16 protein-coding genes are annotated in these 14,696 nt (G+C 55.0%); 2 read left to right on the top strand and 14 right to left on the bottom strand.

Annotation, left to right across the window (positions count from 1 at the left end):
* The 13 genes from YBN1229_RS16475 to YBN1229_RS16415 form a co-directional block, all read right to left on the bottom strand.
* A complete protein-coding gene (locus YBN1229_RS16475) occupies positions 1–396 on the bottom strand; it encodes a hypothetical protein (RefSeq protein ID WP_139165327.1) in 396 nt (131 codons plus the stop codon).
* 6 nt (positions 397–402) lie between these two features.
* Positions 403–1,044, bottom strand: coding sequence for a rod-binding protein (locus YBN1229_RS16470; protein WP_046479308.1), 642 nt, complete (start codon positions 1,042–1,044; stop codon positions 403–405).
* A gap of 37 nt (positions 1,045–1,081) precedes the next feature.
* Entirely contained in the window at positions 1,082–1,486 is a 405-nt protein-coding gene (locus YBN1229_RS16465; protein WP_046479307.1) for a hypothetical protein, read from the bottom strand.
* A gap of 4 nt (positions 1,487–1,490) precedes the next feature.
* Positions 1,491–2,246 carry a flagellar biosynthetic protein FliR gene (locus YBN1229_RS16460; protein WP_046479306.1) on the bottom strand — a complete coding sequence of 252 codons (756 nt, stop codon included), beginning with the start codon at positions 2,244–2,246 and terminating at the stop codon, positions 1,491–1,493.
* Entirely contained in the window at positions 2,243–4,330 is a 2,088-nt protein-coding gene (gene flhA, locus YBN1229_RS16455) for a flagellar biosynthesis protein FlhA (protein ID WP_046479305.1), read from the bottom strand. Before flhA ends, YBN1229_RS16460 begins: the two co-directional genes overlap by 4 nt.
* A gap of 107 nt (positions 4,331–4,437) precedes the next feature.
* Positions 4,438–4,704, bottom strand: coding sequence for a flagellar biosynthesis protein FliQ (gene fliQ / locus YBN1229_RS16450; RefSeq protein ID WP_046479304.1), 267 nt, complete (start codon positions 4,702–4,704; stop codon positions 4,438–4,440).
* Positions 4,701–5,153, bottom strand: coding sequence for a flagellar hook assembly protein FlgD (gene flgD, locus YBN1229_RS16445; RefSeq protein ID WP_046479303.1), 453 nt, complete (start codon positions 5,151–5,153; stop codon positions 4,701–4,703). Before flgD ends, fliQ begins: the two co-directional genes overlap by 4 nt.
* A complete protein-coding gene (flbT, locus tag YBN1229_RS16440; protein WP_046479302.1) occupies positions 5,153–5,593 on the bottom strand; it encodes a flagellar biosynthesis repressor FlbT in 441 nt (146 codons plus the stop codon). Before flbT ends, flgD begins: the two co-directional genes overlap by 1 nt.
* Entirely contained in the window at positions 5,590–5,937 is a 348-nt protein-coding gene (gene flaF / locus YBN1229_RS16435) for a flagellar biosynthesis regulator FlaF (protein WP_046479301.1), read from the bottom strand. The genes flbT and flaF overlap by 4 nt, the downstream gene beginning before the upstream one ends.
* Positions 5,938–5,977: 40 nt before the next feature.
* On the bottom strand, positions 5,978–7,033 hold the full coding sequence (locus YBN1229_RS16430) for a flagellar hook-associated family protein (protein ID WP_046479300.1): 1,056 nt from the start codon (positions 7,031–7,033) through the stop codon (positions 5,978–5,980).
* 4 nt (positions 7,034–7,037) lie between these two features.
* A complete protein-coding gene (flgK, locus tag YBN1229_RS16425; RefSeq protein WP_046479299.1) occupies positions 7,038–8,498 on the bottom strand; it encodes a flagellar hook-associated protein FlgK in 1,461 nt (486 codons plus the stop codon).
* 40 nt (positions 8,499–8,538) lie between these two features.
* Positions 8,539–9,798, bottom strand: a complete 1,260-nt coding sequence (locus YBN1229_RS16420; RefSeq protein ID WP_046479298.1) for a flagellar hook protein FlgE — start codon at positions 9,796–9,798, stop codon at positions 8,539–8,541.
* Between the two features lie 148 nt (positions 9,799–9,946).
* Positions 9,947–10,618: a response regulator transcription factor gene (locus YBN1229_RS16415; RefSeq protein ID WP_046479297.1), complete on the bottom strand. Its 672-nt coding sequence runs from the start codon at positions 10,616–10,618 to the stop codon at positions 9,947–9,949.
* A 335-nt stretch (positions 10,619–10,953) separates the two neighbouring features.
* On the opposite strand from YBN1229_RS16415, the gene YBN1229_RS16410 reads away from it, so the two are divergent.
* Entirely contained in the window at positions 10,954–11,343 is a 390-nt protein-coding gene (locus YBN1229_RS16410) for a PilZ domain-containing protein (RefSeq protein ID WP_046479296.1), read from the top strand.
* Between the two features lie 76 nt (positions 11,344–11,419).
* Here YBN1229_RS16410 and YBN1229_RS16405 read toward each other — a convergent pair whose 3' ends face one another.
* Positions 11,420–12,487: an extensin family protein gene (locus tag YBN1229_RS16405; protein ID WP_046479295.1), complete on the bottom strand. Its 1,068-nt coding sequence runs from the start codon at positions 12,485–12,487 to the stop codon at positions 11,420–11,422.
* A gap of 331 nt (positions 12,488–12,818) precedes the next feature.
* Here YBN1229_RS16405 and YBN1229_RS16400 point away from each other — a divergent pair, with 331 nt between their 5' ends.
* Positions 12,819–14,648, top strand: coding sequence for a hypothetical protein (locus tag YBN1229_RS16400; protein WP_076605349.1), 1,830 nt, complete (start codon positions 12,819–12,821; stop codon positions 14,646–14,648).
* Positions 14,649–14,696 lie beyond the last annotated feature (48 nt).

The raw sequence follows: 14,696 nt of genomic DNA, 5'->3' as shown, positions 1-14,696 counted from the left end.
TTACCGAGCGATCCGGGTGCTATATGTGCCGTCGGACTCGGCCTGCTGCATAGCCGTTGCAATGATTTCCGTTATCTCCTGAACCGACGCAAGATGAATACCGAGCGTTGACCGGTTCTTTTCATAAGAGCGGCGCAATCGCGTGAGTTCGTCATCAAGCCCAATCACGCTTGAAGTGTTTTCATGTGCGGCTAATGCACGGCTGAGATCGAGCAGCGACCGGCTCTTCTGGTCAATAAAATATCCCAGATTGCTGACGTCATTTTTCTCAAGCTGCTGCGTTTCCTCGTCGAGGAGATCAGCCAGCCGGCTTACGACCGCTACGATAGGTGCGGAAGCCCCTTTCAGTTTATCTGCCGCAACAGCAGCAACTGTCGTTTTGGATTGAGTCGCCATGACCATTTAGACTCCGTTCGTTTCAGGTTCAGCACTGTGAGTGCCTTCAACTGGAGACATTATTTCTTGGATTGCCCTCGCCGCAGACCCGCCATGCACGAAAGTGGGAACCACCTCTTCCGCTGTAGCGGCTGAAGCTCGGCCACCGTTCAGCACAGCACCAAGCATCGCCGTTGCCATTTTCGGGTCATCGCGCATCCCGCTTAAACCTAACTGTTCGGTAAGCCCAACGCCGCCGGCCATCGTCAATTCAGCGGCAAGTTTTTCTGCGAGCATCGACCGCCAATAAGAGCCAGCGGTCCCAGAACCGAAAAGCGAATCCGCATCTTTCGGCATCATATTTTCTAGAAGCTGAGTGAGAACAAAGGACTCGAGCTGCTGCCCTGGTGCCAGTTTTTCAGCCATGCGCACACCAGGATGACTGTCTACGACCTGTACCGGCCCTTGAGGCGCCCCCCCACCCGATCGGGCCAGCGTTTCACCCTCGCCAATCGCATCTTTCACAAGCGATGCAAAATTTGCGTCTAGTCTTTCCACGCGCACCGCACGGCCAACCTCAGCCAAACGTTCGGCAGCCTCTCGGACCTTTACTGGATCCGCTTGGCGCATAACATCGACAATCAGGTCGGTAGACGGATTGATACCCATGAGAATCCCTATAATTCCACAGGGTATTCTCGCTCCCCTAACTTATGGGAGCCTTGTCGGACCAATCCCAGGCGACACTTTCGGACATCTCGATTTCATACGTGCGCCTCTTATCGAGCTCTTCGCGCTCACGCGCAGACCGCAACGATGCCTCCGCAGCTTTCCCTCTCACCGCAGCATCGTTGACCATCTCTCGTTGTGTATCAATCTGAAGTTCCAATCGATGGAGTTGCCGATCTATCCAGGACAGGCGGCTAACACCAATTTCCATCAACCGCGAATTCATAAGCTGGGCGCCGTCGATCAGTTCTGCGATCCGCTGTCTATCATGTTGTAACTGGTCCTTATGCCGTATGAGCTTCGCCAGCTTGCCCCGTTCCACACGCAAAAGGTCATCACACAACTGCACAATCTGCCGGGCCTTCTCCGTCCGCTTCGTCATTCCATCACCCCCCTGCCAGCAAACTCGCGTACCCCGCCATGAAGATCCTCAAGAGTTCCGTCACCGTGAAGAACAAAAGCACCAGACCGCCCGCAATAACGAAGGGCATCGAAACGAAATAAACTGGGATCTGCTGCACAAGCCTGTTCGCGATACCGAACATCAGGTTGACCAACAGGGAATAGACAAGGAATGGACTTGCAATCTGCAAACACAAATAGAACGAACGCGAAAGCGCATCGACAACAGGGATCAAACGTCCCTGCATCTCGCCGACGCCCTGCACAGGAATAGCCGAATAAGAATCGAGGAGCGCAGCCAGCAGCTCCCAATGACGATCCGTGAGAAACACGAGCACGGTCGCCGTAGTCGTAATCAATACAGACAACGGCGCGGCCGGCTCCACGTCGTCAATCGGCGCGCCCATCATGCCGCCGACGCCAACAAACGAAGCGATGGCCATCGCAAAAAACTGTAACGCGGCGAAAAATGCACGCGCCATCAGCCCAATCATCAATCCCACAATGGTTTCAAGCACCATTAAAGGAAGCAATATCGCCAAGGACGGGTCAGGCCCTGCCGACTTTACTACGGGCATCAGAACCGGAGACAGCGCCAACGTCACCGCAACAGCGACAAACAGCCGGATCTGCATGGGAATGCGCGGCGTCGCAAAGCCCGGCACGACCATCAAACATCCACCGATGCGGCAGAAGATGACGAGCACCGTCACAATCGCGTCGCTCGCGAGCTCCGTCACGAAATCGTACCAAGCGACTCAACTTGAACGCTGCGCGAAATCTCCACGTGCGATAGAACCGGTAGGTTCGCGAACAAACGTTCTGTAATGAGCCTCACATAAGGGCGGGCATCTGGCGACGTCACAAGAGCGAAGTTCTTGCCCTTATCCATAAACCCGCGAATGACCTTCGAAGCTTCCTTGCTGAATTCCTCAATCATCCGCGGATCGAGGTCGAACTGAACAACTTCTCCATTCGAATCCCGCTTCAAGCTTTCATGGAACGCAAGGTCCCAGCGGCTGCCCAATCGCAACACACTCAGAACACCGTTTTCAGAGAGATCGCCACAAATCTGCTGACCAATACGGACACGGACATGTTCAACAATCTGCTCTGTCCGCCGGGAGTGTGGTGCGATTTCCGCAATCGCTTCCAGGATGAGATGTAGATTTCGGATGGAAACACGTTCCGCCAAAAGCAACTTCAAGACAGCTTGGATTCCCGAATAAGAAATGTGCTGCGGTGCGATTTCATCAAGAAGGCGGCGATACTCCGCCGGCAAGCGGTCCAGCAAAGAACGCATATCCTTGTAGGACAATAACTGAGCCAGATTGTTGCGCAGAATTTCACTTAAGTGCGTCAACAGGACTGAAAGGTTGTCGACGGGTACGAAGCCTTCGTTCTTAACGTCCTTGGCAAGCGTTTGCGGAACCCACATTGCTTTCATGCCGAAAGCTGGCTCGCGTGCCGGTTCGCCAGGAACCTGAGGTGGCTTGCGATCGCCGACAATCACCAGCATATCGCCGAGCCGAAGTTCCTCGTTGGCCATAACCGTACCGTGAATTTTGATCTGATACGCTTTCGACTCGATAAGCAGGTCGTCGGACAGCTTGATTTCGGGAACGACGAAGCCGTACTGCCGCGCAAACTTGCGCCGCATCTTCGCAACACGTTGCGCCAGCTCCGAATGAGATCTTGCCAAGCCCGATGAAAGCTGGCGGCCGAAGCAAAGCTCGATCTCGACAGTATTCAGAGATTCCTTGACCGACTCGCGTGCCTTCTCCTGCGCCGCCATCTCGGTTTTGAGGGCGTCAGCCTCCTGAGCTGCCTTTTCTTCTGCCCACTTTTGCGGGATCGAATACGCGAGGAAAGCCAGGACCGCACCAATGAGTGCGAACGGAACAAAGGGTAGCGCCGGCAACAGCGCAAAGATGAACATCAGCATGGAGGCCATGAACAGCGCTCTGGGATGATTACCGAGCTGTCCAAGAACCGCCTTTTCCGCAGACCCCTTCGTGCCACCTTTAGACACGATCATACCTGCGGCAAGCGCAACGATAAGTGCAGGGATTTGGGTGACCAAGCCATCACCCACCGACAGGCGCGTGAAGACGTCAACAGCCTCGCCCACGGACATCCCGTGCCGGAGCACACCGATGATCATACCGCCAAAAATGTTAACGGCAGTGATGATCAACCCCGCGATCGCGTCACCGCGTACGAACTTCGAGGCACCGTCCATCGAACCGAAGAACGAGCTTTCCTCTTCCAGCTCACGCCGTCGCCGCTGAGCTTCCTTTTCATCGAGCAGGCCAGCCGAAAGATCAGCGTCAATCGCCATCTGCTTACCGGGGATAGCATCCAGCGTGAAGCGCGCGCCAACTTCCGCAATACGCGTTGCACCCTTGGTAATAACGATGAAATTGACCGTCAGCAGGATAACAAAGACGATAATCCCGATAACGAAATCACCGCCCATTACAAAGGTCGAAAATCCTCCGATCACATGCCCCGCGGCATCGGACCCTTTGGAGCCATCCGTCAAGATCAGCCGCGTTGTGGCAATATTCAGCGCGAGCCGCATCATTGTTGCGAGCAACAGCACCGTCGGAAACGAGGAGAATTGTAGGGGCGTCTGAATCCACAACGCCACCATGAGAATGAGAACGGAAAAAGCAATCGACAGCGCCAGCCCGAAATCCACCATGATGGGTGGTAAAGGCAGGAACAGAACCGTCAACATGAAGATGATAGCTACCGCGAAGCCAATGTCGCGGAAGCCTTCACGTGGCACGGTCAGCGCCGAGGACGCCGTGTTTTCCATGATTTGCGTCTCAACCGTTTAGAATCAAATGCGAGCATACACTCGCTCTCGCATGATTCTTGAGGGCGAAACCTTGCGCCAAGCCGCCCTCGGGCGAGCCATCAACATCAAAATCCCGTTTCTATTCGCGCGTATAGTGATGTCGAGAATGACATAATGATGCTGCCCACGAACGGAGCAGAAACAAGCGATATCAGCAGGATTGCGATAATCTTCGGGATGAACGTAAGCGTCATCTCCTGGATCTGCGTCAAAGCCTGTAAAAGCGCGATGGCGATACCGACAACCATCGCGGCAATGACGGCCGGGCTCGAAGCCATGAGCACGGCCCAAATGGCCGATTGCACAATATCTAGTGCATCAGCTTCGTTCATGCTTCGGGCTCAGGTTCCGAATCAGGCGTAGCCCCAGACTCTGACAGCATCATGCCGTTGCTCATAACCACTTCGCGACCATCTTCGAGAATTGCAATCGCACCACCGGTAACGAAGCGAACAGATTCGACAACGCCTGTCACCTCACCATCAGCGGAAGTGATCGTCTTGCCGATGATGCTACCCGCCTGCGAAATCATCGTTGCCGCAAACAGCTCATCGAGCTTGTTGTTGGTCACAATTGTTTGCTCGACGTTAGAGAAGGAAGCGAGCTGTGCCACGTACTCGCTGGAATCCATAGGCTGCAGCGGATCCTGATTTTGCATTTCAGCGATCAGGAGCTGAAGAAACGTATCGTAATCAAGAGACACGTTGCGCGCTGACGAAGATGACGACGACTCATAAGTCTGTCCGTAGTTCCTGATTGCAGATATGGGGTCTGTAGACATCAGGCGATCTCCGCTTCCTGTTCGCGCTCTAACAACCCATCGTCAGGCTGCTGCCGCAAAATTTCGTCCTCTAGAGAGATGAGGCCACGGATCGCCTTGAGCGCATCAAACGAACGTCCACTCTCCACGAGAAGTTCAACTTCGTCCAATCCGTTAAGGATCGCCGCGTCTGTCACGGTTTTACGCAACACAAGCATCGACGATACAAACAGCTTCTGCGCCAACGGCGCTGTCGCCGGATCAATGATCATCGACTGAACTACAAAATACAATTGCCGGGTTGGTGTCGTTGCATCGGCTTCCTGCATAACGTGCGTTTCCAGAAGAAACGTCACGTTATTCAGAAATTCGAGCGAAACCCGGCGATCCACCCGCACCACGGCGCCATTTATATAAATGCGCTCGTTGGGCCGCAGATGGATTTTGAAACTCGAAGTCATTCAAGCCCCTCACGGATGGCAACCGAAACCTCGATTAGTCCATCGAAGCTTGCAACCTCACCCTGGCGGATCTTTTCGGCTTCTCGGAGGATCCATATACCAACTGAAATCACCTGCGCGCGCAGTTCATCAGGCAATCCGTTTTCCGGATTGGAAAGATCTTCAAGCAGCACGGTCCATAAGCGCTGCAAGAAATAGATCGCTTCGGTCGCCTCTTTGGTATTAGGGCCGACCTCTGCAGCCTTCCGCAATAGCTCGATCGAATGATCAAGCGCCTTACCCTCTAACTCGCGCGCGCTGGCTGACGAATCTGAAAGTACATCCGTGTATGAAAATTGATACATGGCGCCGCTCTCTTGCCTTTGTCCCTATGTTCGACCGTCTCTATCGGAGGTAATTCACGAGGCTGAGACTCTGGATACGTACTGTCAGCTCATAGGATGTCTCGATGCGCGTCTTAAGCTCGTTTACGCGCACTTGAGCTTCGTAGCCGTCGACACCTTCCATTTCGCCGACACGCTCGTTCAGTAATGCGATCTGCTTGTCGATCTTGTTATTCGCGTACTCCAAGCGCTCCTGCGAGTTGCCCAACTGGGCCTGAAGCGTAGCGATCCCAGGAATCGCCTCACCGATAAGTCGCGTCGCCTCGTCGATGATCACGCCGTAGGCTTGATCATTCATGTTGTTGAGGCCCAGCTCTGCAATCATCGTGTAAGCCTTCACCAGCTTACGGATAGGCTCAGCATTCGCGGAAACCGAAGTCGGGATCCGCTCCGTAAGCGAAATCTTGTCGTAGCGTACGGCATCCGACGCATCCGACCATTCCGCAGACCAAGCAGGCTCCTCAAACTTCTGCGCAAAATCCGTATCAAGGAACGTCTGCAAGGTTGCAGCATCGATCGTTTCAACCGCAGGGTTATCTTGAGTAAGCCCGCCGAAGGCAGCAGAGAACGCCGCGTCTATCCCAACCTTATTGGTCGCGGTTGGTGAGGCGTAATAGTCAACAATCGGCTTATTCTGCGTGTTTATGCCGGCAAACATATTCGCGCCATCGAGGCCGGTATTGAGGATTTCCATCAGAGCCTGGAGCCGCGTCTTCGCCTGATCCTGCACAACGTCGGACCCAATTGTGCGATCGCGCATCGGAATAAGCTGCGTGAGGAAATCTTCCGCATCCGTAACAATCGCCGTTAATGCGGCCTGCGTTGTGTCCATACGGATCGCGATACTGTCATTCGCCTGCTTAATACTCCCGATCTGAGAGAATTGAGCGCGCAGGGACAACACCTCACTGGTCCGGTTCCCGAGATGCAACCCCATATCGGCAGCACGAAGCGTAAGCGACTCTTTATGCGCGACCAAGTACTTCGACTGAAGCTCAGCAACAGATGCCCGCAAGCTCGTCGAAATGTGTGATGTAGAAACCTGACTGATTTTCATATCGTCATCCTGTGGCTTCGAGCAGCGCGAGGAACATGTTGTCGATAGTCGAAATGAGACGCGACGACGCTTGATACGAGCGCTCAAGGTCGAGCAGCAACGACATCTCTTCATCGACATTGACGCCGGTAGCGTTCGACAACGCCTCAACCGACCGGGTCACCACTGCGCCCCTCAAATCAGCTTCGCTTTTCGCCGCAGAGCGAGCTTCACCGAGCCATCCGCCGGACGCAGACGCATAGTTGATCAACGTTGCGGAATTTCCGGCCTCAGCTGAGAGGTCAAAGCTTCGCACAGCTCCGAATTTCTCCAGAAGACCATGCAGCCGGTCCGAATAAGAGGCCGCTCCATCCACGTTGTAGACATATGCTGGGTTGAGAGGGTCGGAAATCCCACCATCGCGCAACCGCATCAAATCTCCACCAGCATCGGGATCGACGTTGGGATTGATCATGATGGATGCCGCGAGACCATCAACAACGACTCCCGATGCCGGAACACCCGTAAGTCCAGGCGCTGTAAACAAGCCCGGCAGATCCGGCAGCGTCGGCACCGCGCTTTGATCGCTCTCTGCGAAAACTTCGACAAGCCCGCGCGCAATCTCATCAAGCTGGCTTTGATAGGTCGGCGCGATGGTATCGCGCACCTCCATGAGCCCCGCGATACGCCCCGTAACCGATCCTGTCATCGGCACGCCATCGACATAGACCTGGTTGGCGGTCTGTCCAGCAAGCAGCGTTGGTGTCGGCGTGAAGGAAACAGTACGCGGCCCTTTATCGAAGAGCGTAACGCCATTGCTTAGAAAGATCGCCATGTCGTTGTTGGCACGCAAAACCGTGCGAACCTCGACTTCGCCCGAGATGTTGCGCAACAGCTCATCGCGCTTATCGAGCTGATCGGTGACATCGAGTCCAGCTTGCGTACCCTTAATGATCTGCTCATTGACCTTATCGAATTCCTTGAGCAGCTGATTAAGGTTCTCGACACTTCTATTTATGTCGGCGTCCGCACGCTCACGTACAGTTCGCACTTCTTGAGAGGCGTTATTCAGGGACTCGGCGACACGCACTGCTGAATCCAAAGCGGCCCGCGCGGCAATCGCATCGTGTGGCCGCGCCGCATATTCCTGCAGGCTATCCATGAGCTCCTGCATCATAGCGGCAGGAGACGCTCCGAGTTCGGGATCGCCGACTGTAGCATCGAGCGCATCAAGCGCATCGGCGATCGCCAATTGAGCTTCATGACTGGAAGCCGACCTCATGAGGTTTTCCAGCAGGGCCTCATCGGCAAGCCGTTGAACCGTCCCAAGCCGCGCACCTCCGGTAATGGAAGTAATAAGGTGCGCGACCTTACGCGATGCATAAGGGTCATCCGCCCGCGTAACGTTACGCGTCAGAATCGCCGTTTGCTCAGACGTTGTCCTGAGACCCTGCTTGGCGATATCCAAGCCAACAGACAGCGACATTGAATGAGACCCCTACCCTGCTTTGCTAAACTAGTGCGCGTTACCGTTTCAGGTTGACCAGAACTTCGAGGAGTTCCGAACCTGTCTGGAAGACTTTGGAGTTCGCTGTGTAGTTGCGCTGAGACTCGATCATCGTCGTCAACTCGCTCGCGAGATCTACGTTGGAGCTCTCCAGAGCACCGGAAAAGATGGTTCCGAGCGCGCCCTCTCCAGGAAAACCAATCTGCAAATCACCGGACTCGGCGGTAATTGAAAAGACGGTCCCGGATTCCGGCTTCAGTCGGTCAGGGCTCGCAACATTGGCCAGCGGAATACGGTAGATCGCGGAGCGCGCTCCATTCTCGTAGACCGCATAAATAATGCCGTCATCGGCAAACTCGACCGATTCAATTGCAGCCGGTTCGCTACCATTAACTTCCGCATCAAGAACAGTATAGCCCGTGCCCTTCTCAGTTGTTGCCGACAGATCGATAACAAGGCTGGAACCGTTCGGAACTGGAATTGTAATGTCCGTGAAGCTGCCGGCATCAAGCGCGCCCGTGGTGGGATCAAACGTAAGCGTCTGCGTGGACAATGGGCCCGCCGCATAAGGAAACCCGCCTCCAGGAGCAGCGTCATCACGATCAAAGACGGCAACTTCCCATTGGTTCGCGGCCGTCTTCGTATAGTAGACGTCGAGAATGACTTCCCGGCCGACACTGTCATATGCCTTCAACGAAGACGTATGCGTAAACGTCGAACCGGCCACGTTGTCGGACGGCAAACTGCCCGCAGCCACAATGCCTTCGTTGACATCCAGGTTGGTCGTCATGACACCTTCTGTCGAGGGCTCCGACACGAGCGTCACACTACGAATATTGACGGCCTCAAGGCCGGCCGTACCGTTGATCACCGCCCCTGTGTTGCCGTTGGTGATCGGATACCCCATGAGGCGAAAGCCGGCCGTATTCATGAGCGTACCATCTTCCAACGGGACAAAGGCACCCGCACGCGTTAAAGAGACCCTGCCCTCAGCATCGCCGACCATGAAAAAGCCCTGGCCATTGATCGCGAGGTCATAACCCGACGCCGAATACTCAAGCGTGCCTTTCTGGCTAATCGCATAGCGGGTCTTGGACTCCACACCGCCCGAAGCATAGTTGGTGCCGTGATTGTCGAGGACGAGAGCTGCGAACTCAGTTGAAGCGCGCTTGTAACCGGTGGTCCTTGCATTGGCGATGTTGTCAGCAACCGTACCAAGACGGTTGGACTGGGCCCCCATGCCGGACACACCCGTCCGCATCAAATTGTACACGCTCATTAGATCGTCCCTCGCTGGATCAATAAAAGCAGTTGGAGCGATGACATCACGCGGGACTTATGCGGGCCTTACAGCAATGCTCCAATTTCGTACAAAAACTCAAAGGTTAATAATGTGTTAACGCACTTCAGGCAGGACAAACTAACGCTCAATCCGAATGCAGCCGGTAGCCAAGATGACGCTTTGAATCGATTGGATCGTAACCGAGGCGCTGCCGCAAACGCTTGCGCAGTTTGCTGATGTGACTCTCGACGACGTTGTCATCGATTTCGCGATCGAACAGTCCGTAAACGAAGTTGAAAATCTGCGCCTTCGTCACCCGGCGCCCCTGGTTGCGCACGAGATATTCCAGAATGCGCAATTCACGCCGCGGCAATGGAAGCGGCACCCCTCCAACCTCGGGATCTCTTCCCTCGGAGAACACAACGATTGGGCCAGCCTCCAATTCATTATCAGAAGTTTTTGCGCGCCGACCAATTGCGCCAATTCGCGCCATGATTTCACGCACATGGACTGGCTTACCTACGACGTCGTCAACGCCGGCGGCGAATAAATCCAAAGTTTCGTCGAGAGTTTTCTGATCATCCATCGCAATAATGGCAGCGGACGATCTTTTCTTTATAATCCGTGCAAGCGACCTGCGCCCGTCACAGTTTCCAAGTAAAAAAGCTTCAATTGATCCAAGGTCCGGATCCGGCGCAGCCGTAAACCAACTATCGAATTCTGTTGGACAAAACCCTGTAGTCGCCACACCCTCACGATCGAACATTGACGCATAACCGTTGATGACAAGCTCGCGCTCGTCGACGATCACGATCATCTAGATATCCCCCTAAAATCGAATCATTCAATTCGACTTCCCCTATCGCGGGGTAACTTCATGGAGAATCTGCGTCAAGACTTCGGAATTGCTGAATTCGTAAATATAGCGTTTTGAGATATCCGCATCACGCAATTAGTTCACGTCAAGAGTCAAAAATGTTACAGGACGTCCCTGTCTCGGGTACTTGTTACACAGAACATCTGCTCAAGGATTTAAGTGTAGCCACACTCGAGTTTGCGCCATCAGGCCGATTTGATCTCGCAAACCGAATATCAATATGTTGCGGCCAAACTCTGGGGTTCTCACGACTTTAGGGACCTTAAGGTAGCAGCATGGCGCACGTCAGCGGGCGGACAAGTACTAAGGATCGCCAATCCACCAAAGACCGTCGCAGCGATAAACGCGACGATACCGAACAACTTATTGTCGTCCGGACGCCCAAGGGCGACCTCGTCGGCGAACTGCTCGACATCTCTGCCTCTGGGGCCAAGTTGCGTATACGTGACGGCCTATGCCCAGAGACCGGCGAGGCCGTCAGCATCGTGCTTTTGGACAAGACGGAATTGGCCGGAACTGTTTCGAGAATAGATAAAAAATCGATTGGTATAGCCTTCGATATCAAGCTTCTGCAGCCTGCCGATTACCTACACCATGACCATCTGGGGTTTGATTTCTACCGGTCCATCCAGAGCCTTCAGTCCAAGCGGCTCAAGCATAAATAAACGAAACTCTTTCCGCCAAGGCACGCTCTGATTGTCGTCGTCCTGCGCCGGCCTATCGAGGCTTTGACGAATAAATCTACTCACAAAAGGCTCGGCGCCGACGGTGAGCAAGATCGAAATGAAAATGATCGCGATGCGCCTCATTGGCCTCCGGCCCCAGCACGGTCCCAAATATACCGCACGCGCTTTCATGAATCGATTTCAGAAACCGGGCCTTGTTCGACGTTGCAGGCTTGAGGGCCGTCTCTGTCTCGCCGGTATTATTCGTCTGGCTGTTTTCAGCCTCAGGCCTTCGGCTAGGAAGCGGAATACCATCAGACTTCGATAAGCTGGCCTTCTGTGCGGTCTTGGAAGCGGGAATGGGCGGCGCCAACTTCTTAGTTGTATCTTCTTTTTGGGGGCGCCCCGCGCGCGCAGCCTTGATGTCTCGCGCGGTCGCCCCCCAATCCTGAGCGACCGAAATGACTTGTCGATCCGCCGTCTTGAACTTCCCAATGTCTATGGCATTGGCCAACGCGTGCTCACTGAGCTTGTTGACCGATGTGCCATTTCGCATCCGGCAACTGTAGGCAGACACGCTTTCAAAGGCGACAATTTCAGAGCCGAGCAGTTCTTTCGCTCGAGGCTGAAGTTGCGTTTCCACCCAGCGGTGCAGGGCAGCAACCATCGAGCAATTCATCGTTGCGGGCGGCGAGAGCACAACCGGGTTCACCAATCCAATCCGACGCAAACGCACGGGGGCCGCTGCCCCACAAGCTCCATTCTTGATGGGAACCGTGACGTCCACCTCCGCCGCAATAGGCCCGAGCATTTTGATGCAGTCCCGTAAAGCCCGGGCGACCTCCTCTTGAGACCATTCGTCAGGTTCTGGAGGCTCAGGTTCGGCCGCCGCTTTGGGCACCGGTATTGCAACATCCTTCGTGGCTGGCTTCGCAGGAGACTTACCGGGATCCATTGGCCTTTCCGGCAAGGGTATATCCCGGACCTGCCGCGCGCGACGTTCAGGTGCGCGCTTACTTTTTTGCGCTAGCACAATGGGGTGCGTTTGCTGAGATTTCGCTGCGATTGCCGTCGACGTACCAGAGACTTCCGCAAGAACGGCCAAAGTCCCGGCAATAACCGAAACAAGCGCTAGGGCCCTCATAAACGCTGCGCTTCTCTGATCACCGTACCCCTGGTGATCTGTTCCGCATCCGCAAAGCCACACCAGCGCCCCGCCAGATCAGTTTCGCCCATCCGCCGTCACAGCCCTCTATTCAAACTCCCAAACTCTTCCGTTCGCTCCATAATATTTGAACTCAAATTGTGTCGCGATCCGGATCGCGCGGAGAATAGATCGAGCGATTTCCGTCCCAGCCGTTGCAGCTGCGCTACGCTTGTCCAATGACAGGTCGCCATGCACGCGAAAGCGGCACGACAGGCCCCGACTTTTTCCTATACTCGGCCCGAGCCAGTTTCGCGGAAGGGACACGACCATGACAGAACCGAAATCAGGCACCGGCTCCGTCAAGGTCCGGTGGCTCGATTACTTGTTCGGACGCAATACGCTGATCGGCATCGCCTCGCTTATGTTGCTGGCCATCTCAGGTTACGCAACCTGGAGCGGAATGAACGATTTCATCGTTGGTGTCTCAACCTCGCCAGCGAGCCAAGGACGGGAAATTCCCGGCGGCCTCTCTGTCTCCAATGAGTTCCTCGTCATAGCCGTTGTTGTCGCTCTGACATTTCTCATGTGGCTCGCATTGCGCGAAACCTTTGGCGCTGGACGTTCGTTGCGCGATCGCCTCATCACCTTCCCGCTCTACTTATTCCTGGCGGTCTGGTCGATCGGCTTTGGCTACGGCTTCTGGTGGAGCCTCATTGCCGGCGAAGAGGCGACCCGCACCAGCATGTCGGGGCTTCAGGAAGACGCCCGGGCCGCAAGCTCCGTTGTTGCAGCTCGGCTGGACGCAGTACGCATACAATTAGACAACGTTGTCACGTGGTCCGAAAGCCAGATGGCGCGCGAAGAAACGAGTGGAGGGAGTTGCGGCCAGCCCTCAGGCGCCGGACGTGGGCCCCTTTACAATGCGCGCTTAAGCGTCCGGGACGCCGTTGCTTCCTTACGCGAAAGCATCACCACCTCATGGATCGCTCCGGTTCAAACCGACATCGAGGAATTGCGAAAATCAGCCGCAGGCCTGGAAGGCATCACGGTCGAAGAGCGGCAACGCGAATTTGAGGCAAAAGCGCGAGACATCCGGACCCATGCGCGCAACATCGCGTCGCGTAGCAATGAATTGGGCAAATCCGTCGCCACAGAAATGCGCGCGCTGGCGGAAGTGGTTTCCATCCCGCCAGGAAAAGCCGGGTTTTCCTGTTACGATCCGACGTTGGCCCAGCGCCTGCGTCAAGCGGCAGATCAAGCCGATGAACCCGCCAACCTTGATCTGCGGGTCGCCTCCTTCAATGAAGGTCCAGCCGGCGTCGCAAATGCCATCAAGAACCTCTGGTCAAACATCGGTGCCTATTCAAGCAGCCTCTTCAATTACGTAATCTCGGGAGGTGAGCAGGCTTACAGTCAGACGGAAAGTGGCCAGCCCATTACAGGTCGCGACTTGATCGCTTTACTCGCGAGCATCGGCATCGACCTCGGCTTGTTCGTCCTCATGGTCCTCAACCCACCATCAACGCCGCCGAGTCGACCGCGCACGAGCTCCATGGTCATCGCGCAAATTCGCTCGGCCATGGACATGGCGATCGCACGCGCGCCCGGCGCTGATATCGAGTGGGTCCGCCGTCATTTCATCTACCACAATCACGCGTCTTACTTCGTCATTCCAAATCTCTTCAGCACCGATTCGGACAATCAAGACGAATCCGCCAAAGCCCTCGCCATGAATCAGCTCGCTGGCGTCCTTGACGACCTTGACCTCGTGCGTTGGCCAACCCGCGCTGAACTAAAGACACTAAAGAACGAAGAAACGGGCAGCAGCGATACGGATCTAACAGAGATACGCAAAGAACGGCTCCGCGAGCTGGAGCAAAACAAGGGTATCGAACTCGACCAAGCCAAAGCCGAACAGATCCGGACCGCCGAGCCTGTACGCAATCATGGCCTGTTCTCCAAAGCCGAGCGTGTCCTCACCATCGCCGGTTGGAGCGAAAAGGCGCGTCGGGACATCGAAATCTTCAAACTCGTTGACGTAGAAGGTTTGACACCACTGCTTGAGGTGTTGAATGAAACGCCCGCAACCAAAGGGGCTAAACCCGCGGAGTCCACGACGCCGAAACAGATCGCGCCCCCGACAAGCGCATCTAGTTAAATTGAAAAATGCGAGAGGGGGCTCTCCTGGTTCGTTTTGGCGCCGGAT

The sequence above is a fragment of the Candidatus Filomicrobium marinum genome (genome assembly GCF_000981545.1).
GTDB lineage: Bacteria > Pseudomonadota > Alphaproteobacteria > Rhizobiales > Hyphomicrobiaceae > Filomicrobium > Filomicrobium insigne.
The sequence above is the reverse complement of the archived record's forward strand: the minus strand, read 5'-3'. Positions and strand labels throughout refer to the sequence as shown.

Excerpts from the sequence above, each read along its gene's own strand:
- flgD (WP_046479303.1), bottom strand. The coding sequence starts at position 5,153 with ATGTCTACAGACCCCATATCTGCAATCAGGAACTACGGACAGACTTAT.
- YBN1229_RS16420 (WP_046479298.1), bottom strand. The coding sequence starts at position 9,798 with ATGAGCGTGTACAATTTGATGCGGACGGGTGTGTCCGGCATGGGGGCC.
- flhA (WP_046479305.1), bottom strand. The coding sequence starts at position 4,330 with ATGGAAAACACGGCGTCCTCGGCGCTGACCGTGCCACGTGAAGGCTTC.
- YBN1229_RS16475 (WP_139165327.1), bottom strand. The coding sequence starts at position 396 with ATGGCGACTCAATCCAAAACGACAGTTGCTGCTGTTGCGGCAGATAAA.
- flgK (WP_046479299.1), bottom strand. The coding sequence starts at position 8,498 with ATGTCGCTGTCTGTTGGCTTGGATATCGCCAAGCAGGGTCTCAGGACA.
- flbT (WP_046479302.1), bottom strand. The coding sequence starts at position 5,593 with ATGACTTCGAGTTTCAAAATCCATCTGCGGCCCAACGAGCGCATTTAT.
- YBN1229_RS16430 (WP_046479300.1), bottom strand. The coding sequence starts at position 7,033 with ATGAAAATCAGTCAGGTTTCTACATCACACATTTCGACGAGCTTGCGG.
- YBN1229_RS16415 (WP_046479297.1), bottom strand. The coding sequence starts at position 10,618 with ATGATCGTGATCGTCGACGAGCGCGAGCTTGTCATCAACGGTTATGCG.
- YBN1229_RS16405 (WP_046479295.1), bottom strand. The coding sequence starts at position 12,487 with ATGAGGGCCCTAGCGCTTGTTTCGGTTATTGCCGGGACTTTGGCCGTT.
- YBN1229_RS16465 (WP_046479307.1), bottom strand. The coding sequence starts at position 1,486 with ATGACGAAGCGGACGGAGAAGGCCCGGCAGATTGTGCAGTTGTGTGAT.
- YBN1229_RS16400 (WP_076605349.1), top strand. The coding sequence starts at position 12,819 with ATGACAGAACCGAAATCAGGCACCGGCTCCGTCAAGGTCCGGTGGCTC.
- YBN1229_RS16410 (WP_046479296.1), top strand. The coding sequence starts at position 10,954 with ATGGCGCACGTCAGCGGGCGGACAAGTACTAAGGATCGCCAATCCACC.
- YBN1229_RS16470 (WP_046479308.1), bottom strand. The coding sequence starts at position 1,044 with ATGGGTATCAATCCGTCTACCGACCTGATTGTCGATGTTATGCGCCAA.
- fliQ (WP_046479304.1), bottom strand. The coding sequence starts at position 4,704 with ATGAACGAAGCTGATGCACTAGATATTGTGCAATCGGCCATTTGGGCC.
- flaF (WP_046479301.1), bottom strand. The coding sequence starts at position 5,937 with ATGTATCAATTTTCATACACGGATGTACTTTCAGATTCGTCAGCCAGC.